Source organism: Paracraurococcus ruber (genome assembly GCF_004353985.1).
Classification (GTDB): Bacteria; Pseudomonadota; Alphaproteobacteria; order Acetobacterales; family Acetobacteraceae; genus Paracraurococcus; species Paracraurococcus ruber.
Window position 1 is genome coordinate 1 of the sequence record NZ_SMOA01000333.1, and the last position, 5,274, is coordinate 5,274.

Here is a 5,274-nt window from a genome sequence, read left to right on the forward strand (position 1 = left end):
AGCCGCCGGACCGCCGGCGCGATGGCGGTGGGCGGCCGGCATCGGCGGGGCGCCGCGCGGTCGCGGTCGGCAGCCGGCAGGTCGCGCCGCGGCTTGGCACGGGCCGGGCGGCTCAGTCCTCGAAGACCAGCCGCGCCTCCGTCCCGCCTTCCGCCGCGCGCTGGGTGAAGCCCAGCGCGTCACGGGTGGCCAGCCACAGCGCGAAGGCCTCCTGCGCCTCGGCCGGCCCCAGCAGGTCTTCCGGTCGCGGCCGCGCCGCCGGGGCGGGCAGCGCCGCGCCGGGCCAGCGCAGCAGCAGTTCCAGACGGTCCTCCCCCCGCCGCGCCGCCAGCGCGACGCCGCCGATGCCGCGTTCCGTCAGCACCTCCAGCACCTCCAGCAGGGCGCGGTCCATCTGCCGCGCCGTCTGCGGCTTCAGGCCCCAGGCGCCGGCCAGGCCGGCGGCCCATTCGCCGGCCTGCCGGGCGGCGCCCGGCCCGGCGTCCAGCCGGATCTCCGCCCGCTGCGTCACCAGCGGCAGGGTGGCGAGGTTGGCGAGGAAGGCGACCAGCGCGCCGAGCGCGAGCGGCGAGGCGAGCGCCGGCAGCTTCGCCGCGAAGGCGGCCGGCGCCAGCGCCGCCACCAGCCCGGCGCCGAGCCCGAGCGCGGCGATGGCCGAGCGCCGCGCATCCAGCAGCCGCACCGTGGCCAGCTGCGCCCCCTGCACCACGATGTAGCCGGAGACATAGATCAGCGTCGCCGCCTTCACCGCCGGGGGCGCCACCACGAACAGCGCGACCAGCTTCGGGCAGAAGGCGAACAGCACCAGCACGCCGGTGCCGATCCAGACGATGCGCCGCGCCAGCGTGCCGGTGGCCACCGAAAGCCCGGCCGCCGCCGTGGCCGGGCCCGGCGCCGCGCCGCCGACCAGCCCGGCCAGCGCCACCGCCAGGCCGTTGGCCAGCAGGCCGCGCTGCACCGGCGGCGCATCCGGCCGGGTCCAGCCGGCATCGGCGGCGCGCTGGATCATCAGGAAGCCGCCCACCGCCGAGGCCTTGGCGGCGACCAGCGCCAGCAGGAAGGCGGCCAGCGGCGCCGGCTGCATGGCGGCGAAATCCGGCGCCCAGGGCCGCGGCAGGGCGAACCAGGGGCTGGCGGCGACCACCGCCCCGGCCTGCTCCGGCACCTCTCCCAGCAGCAGCGACAGCGCCACGCCGAAGGCGCCGCCCACCAGCACCGAGATCCGCGCCGCCGGCGTGCGGCTGAGCGCGACCGCGACCATGGCGAGGATGCTGAGCAGCAGCACCGCGACACCGCCCGGCCCGGGCGCCGCGCCGCCCGGCTGCAGGCCGAAGAGCTGCGTCGCCAGCAGCAGCAGCGACACGCCGATCAGCATGACGACGACGCCCGCGACCTCGTTCGGGATCAGCACCCGCAGCCGCCGCATCGCCAGGCTGAGCAGCATGGCGGCGAGGCCGGCCACCACCACCATGGCGCCGGCCGCGGCGAAGCCGGCCCCCGCCGCGCCGGCCGCGGCATAGGCGCCGAGCATGGCCGGCGCATGCGTCGCCGGCACCGGATAGCCCGAGCCCAGCGGCCCGCGCGTCAGCAGCTGCAGCGCCTGCCAGAGCGCGACGGTGAGGATGGAGAGGCAGAGGAAGCGGGTGGCATCCGCCGGATCGCCCGAGATGGCGGAGGCGGTCGCGGCCGCGAGCACGAAATAGACCGACTGCACCGCCACATGCTGCAGCGCCAGCACCAGGCTGGACGCCGGGGGAGATGGCGAGTCGAGCCAGTAGACCAAGCCCTTCGGCCGTTCCATCCGCCGGTCCGCACCGCGATCCAGCCCCTGCGCGAGCGCCGACCACCAAGCCATGCGAGCGTCCGATCAAGCTTCGGGCGGAACAGTATGGGCCTTGCCGGGGGCCGCCAAGCCGGGGCCGGGCGGCGGCGCTTGCAATGGCTTGCGCCGGGCGATGGTCCACGCCCGGCGGCGCGCCATCGCCGCTGGCGCCTGCGCGGCGTGGCTCCGGTCTGCCGATGCCGGCCGCGGGGCGGCTTGCGTGGCCGCGTGCGCGCGCGGGTCGCGCTGGGGCTGGTCCCGATCAGTTCGAACCACCCGATCGGGTGAAGATGCGCGCGGATTCGATTGGCCAGGGCGGTTGCCATGCGCCATGGCGAACGGAGACCGCCCTGGTGTCCCGAAGTCCATGTTCGTCGCCACCGGCGGCGCCCGTCAGCTCAGACCACCTGCCTGTGTTTGCGATGGCCTGCTGATCCGCGGAGTTCGCGGCCGGTGGCTGCGAACTCCGCAGTCAGGACACTAGGGCGGTTGCCGTTCGCCACGGCTTACGGCAACCGCTCCAGTCTTCTGATTCTACGAACATCGTCACCTGATCAGGTGATTCCACCTGATCGGGATCTGCTTTAGCCGCCATGCGATGCCGGCGCCGTGGCGGATGCGGCCGCGGGCGCGGGCGCCGGCACGGGCTGCGGCGGCGCGGCGAGCCTGTCCGCCAGCCAGAACATCACCGGGTTCAGGGCGATGGTGATCAGCGCGACCGCCAGCACCAGGTCGCGACCCTGGGGCGGCAGCACCCGTTCCGCGACGCCGATCCCCGCCAGGATGAAGGAGAACTCGCCGATCTGCGAGAGCGAGGCAGCGATCAGCAGCGCCTCCCGGTTGCTCAGGCCGCGGATGCGGGCGATGCCCCAGGCGGCGGCCGACTTGCCGAGCATGACGACCAGCACCGCCCCGGCCAGCAGCGCCGGCTGCGCCAGCAGGATGGCGGGGTCGAACAGCATCCCGACCGAGACGAAGAACACCACCGCGAAGGCATCGCGCAGCGGCAGCGTCTGCTCGGCGGCCTTCTGGCTGAGCGCCGACTGCCCCAGCACCAGGCCGGACAGGAAGGCGCCCAGCGCGAAGGACACGCCGAAGGCGACCGAGGCGACATAGGCGACGCCGAGCGCCGCCACCAGCGCGGCGAGCGAGAACAGCTCCCGCGACCGCAGCGCGCCGACCATGGACAGCGCCGCCGGCATCACCCGGCTGCCCACCACCAGCATCAGCGCGACGAAGACCGCGACCTTGCCCAGGGTGACCAGCAGGGACAGCACGAGGTCGCCGCCCCCCACCCCCATGCCCGACAGCATGCCGGCCGGCGTCCTTCCATCCAGCAGGGCGGCGCCGACCGGCACCAGGACCAGGGCGATGACCATCGCCAGGTCCTCCACCACCAGCCAGCCGACCGCGATCTTGCCGGCGTTGCTGGTCATCTCCCCGCGTTCCTGCAGGGCGCGCAGCAGCACCACGGTGCTGGCGACGGACAGGCAGATGCCGAACACGAAGCCCTGCCCGTCCGACCAGCCGAACAGCCGCGCCACGCCCCAGCCCAGAACGGTGGCGGCCGCCATCTGCGCCAGCGCCCCGGGCACCGCGACGCCGCGCGCCTCCGCCAGCTCCTTCGGCGAGAAATGCAGCCCGACGCCGAACATCAGCAGGATGATGCCGATCTCCGACAGCTCGCTGGCCAGCGCCAGGTCGCCGACGAAGCCCGGGGTGTTGGGGCCGATCAGCATGCCCGCCAGCAGGTAGCCGACCAGGGGCGGCAGCCGCAGCCGGCGCGCCAGCACGCCGAGCAGCAGCGCCGCGGTCAGGGCGGCGACCAGCGTGGTGAGAAGTGGCGTGCTGTGGTGCATGTGGCCGAGCTTGCCCGATTCCTGTGGCGAGACGCGGGCGGAACCGCCGCTCTCATGTGGGAAGCCGGGCGCGCAGGATCACCCATGCCGGCCCTTGATCCATTAACAACGATCCATATTTCCGGGCAGCTCGTGTCCGGGCCCCTCTGGCGCGCCGCCCCCCCGGGCGGCCGCGCGATGTCGGACCACGGCGGGCGGCCGCACGTCGCGGCCGGCCACCAAGGACGGATGTTGGGACCCATGACCAAGACGCCCCGCGGGGCGGCCCCTTCCGGGGCTGCCTGAGATGCGGACCCTTCTGCGCGCCGCGCTGCCCGGCCTGCCCTATCCCTATGTCGGCGAACCCATCGCCTGCACCCTGTGCGGCGGGCGGGACGCCGTGGCGGTCGCCCGGCTCGACCGCCGGCTGAAGCCGCTGACCACCGTGGCCTGCACCGCCTGCGGCCTGCTGCGCAGCGACCCGATGCCGACCGAGGCCGAGCTGGCGACCTACTACACCGCGCTGTACCGGCTGGATTACCAGATGGCGGGGCGCGGCCCGTCCCGCGCCCATGTCGGGCGCGGCCGGGCGGAGGCGGCGCGGCGGCTGGCCCTGCTGGCGCCCGCCCTGCCGCGCGGCGCCCGGGTGCTGGACTTCGGCGCCGGGTCGGGCGAATTCCTTGCCGCCCTGGCCGCGGCGGGGCATGCGCCGCTCGGCCTCGAGCCCGGGGCGGACTATGCCGCCGCGGCCCGCCGGCGCTACGGCGTGCCGGTCCTCGCCGCCTCCCTGGCCGAGGCGGAGCTGCCCGCGCGCAGCTTCGACGCCATCACCGCGCATCATGTGATCGAGCATCTGCGCGACCCGGTGGCGGCGCTGGCCCGGCTGGCGGGCTGGCTGCGGGAGGACGGGGTCCTCTATGTCAGCGTGCCGGATCTGAGCCCCTCGGACAGGCCGCCCTTCGCCCGCTTCCACTTCGCGCATGTGCACCATTTCGTCCCGTCGACGCTGCTGGCGGCGGCGCGGCGGGCGGGGCTCGAGCCGGATGCGCGCTTCCCGGCGGAAGGAACGACGCTGGTGCTGCGGCGCGCCGCCGCCGGCCCGGTGACGGCGGCCTCGGTGATCGACCCGGCGCGGGCCGCGGCGATCATCGCCGGCTTCCCGCCCGTCTCGCCGCTGCGCCATGCGCTCTCGGGCGCCTGGGCGGGGCGGGCGCTGCGCAAGGCGCGGCGCTGGATGGGGCATGCGGCAGCGGGCGGCACGGCCGGGCAGGCGAGGCCACCCGCCGCGTCGCGGCAACCGGGCCGCGCCGGGGCCTGATCCCGGAGGCCCGGTCAGGCTCCGCCACGGCAGGCACGGTCAGGCCCTGTCCGGTGCCGGCCCTCGCCGCCCGGCAGGCCCGCGGGATCGCGCCGCGCCAGGTCGCCTGGCGACATCCCGCGCGGGTCGCCGCCTGGGCCGGCCTGCCCGCCGGCATGGCCATGGCGCCCGGCACCCGGCCGCCAGGTCGTCGGCGGATCCTCGCGGCCCGTGCGCCCCGGCAGGGTTTCCCGGATGCCGGCCGGCCTGGCCCGGCCGCCGGCGCGGCGCCGCGCCCGGCGCGCGATGGGGTCCCG

Annotated in this window: 3 protein-coding genes; 1 reads left to right on the forward strand and 2 read right to left on the reverse strand. The window is 75.9% G+C overall.

What is annotated here, in order from left to right:
• Positions 1-112 precede the first annotated feature (112 nt).
• Positions 113-1,855 (reverse strand): solute carrier family 23 protein, encoded by a 1,743-nt coding sequence (locus tag E2C05_RS28365; protein ID WP_133222998.1) that lies wholly within the window; start codon positions 1,853-1,855, stop codon positions 113-115.
• A 551-nt stretch (positions 1,856-2,406) separates the two neighbouring features.
• Complete coding sequence (locus tag E2C05_RS28370) at positions 2,407-3,681, reverse strand: cation:proton antiporter domain-containing protein (protein ID WP_133222999.1); 1,275 nt, start codon at positions 3,679-3,681, stop codon at positions 2,407-2,409.
• Positions 3,682-3,967: 286 nt separating this feature from the next.
• Between E2C05_RS28370 and E2C05_RS28375 the strand changes: the two genes are divergently transcribed.
• Entirely contained in the window at positions 3,968-4,978 is a 1,011-nt protein-coding gene (locus E2C05_RS28375) for a class I SAM-dependent methyltransferase (protein WP_133223000.1), read from the forward strand.
• Positions 4,979-5,274 lie beyond the last annotated feature (296 nt).

Excerpts from the sequence above, each read along its gene's own strand:
- E2C05_RS28365 (WP_133222998.1), bottom strand. The coding sequence starts at position 1,855 with ATGGCTTGGTGGTCGGCGCTCGCGCAGGGGCTGGATCGCGGTGCGGAC.
- E2C05_RS28370 (WP_133222999.1), bottom strand. The coding sequence starts at position 3,681 with ATGCACCACAGCACGCCACTTCTCACCACGCTGGTCGCCGCCCTGACC.
- E2C05_RS28375 (WP_133223000.1), top strand. The coding sequence starts at position 3,968 with ATGCGGACCCTTCTGCGCGCCGCGCTGCCCGGCCTGCCCTATCCCTAT.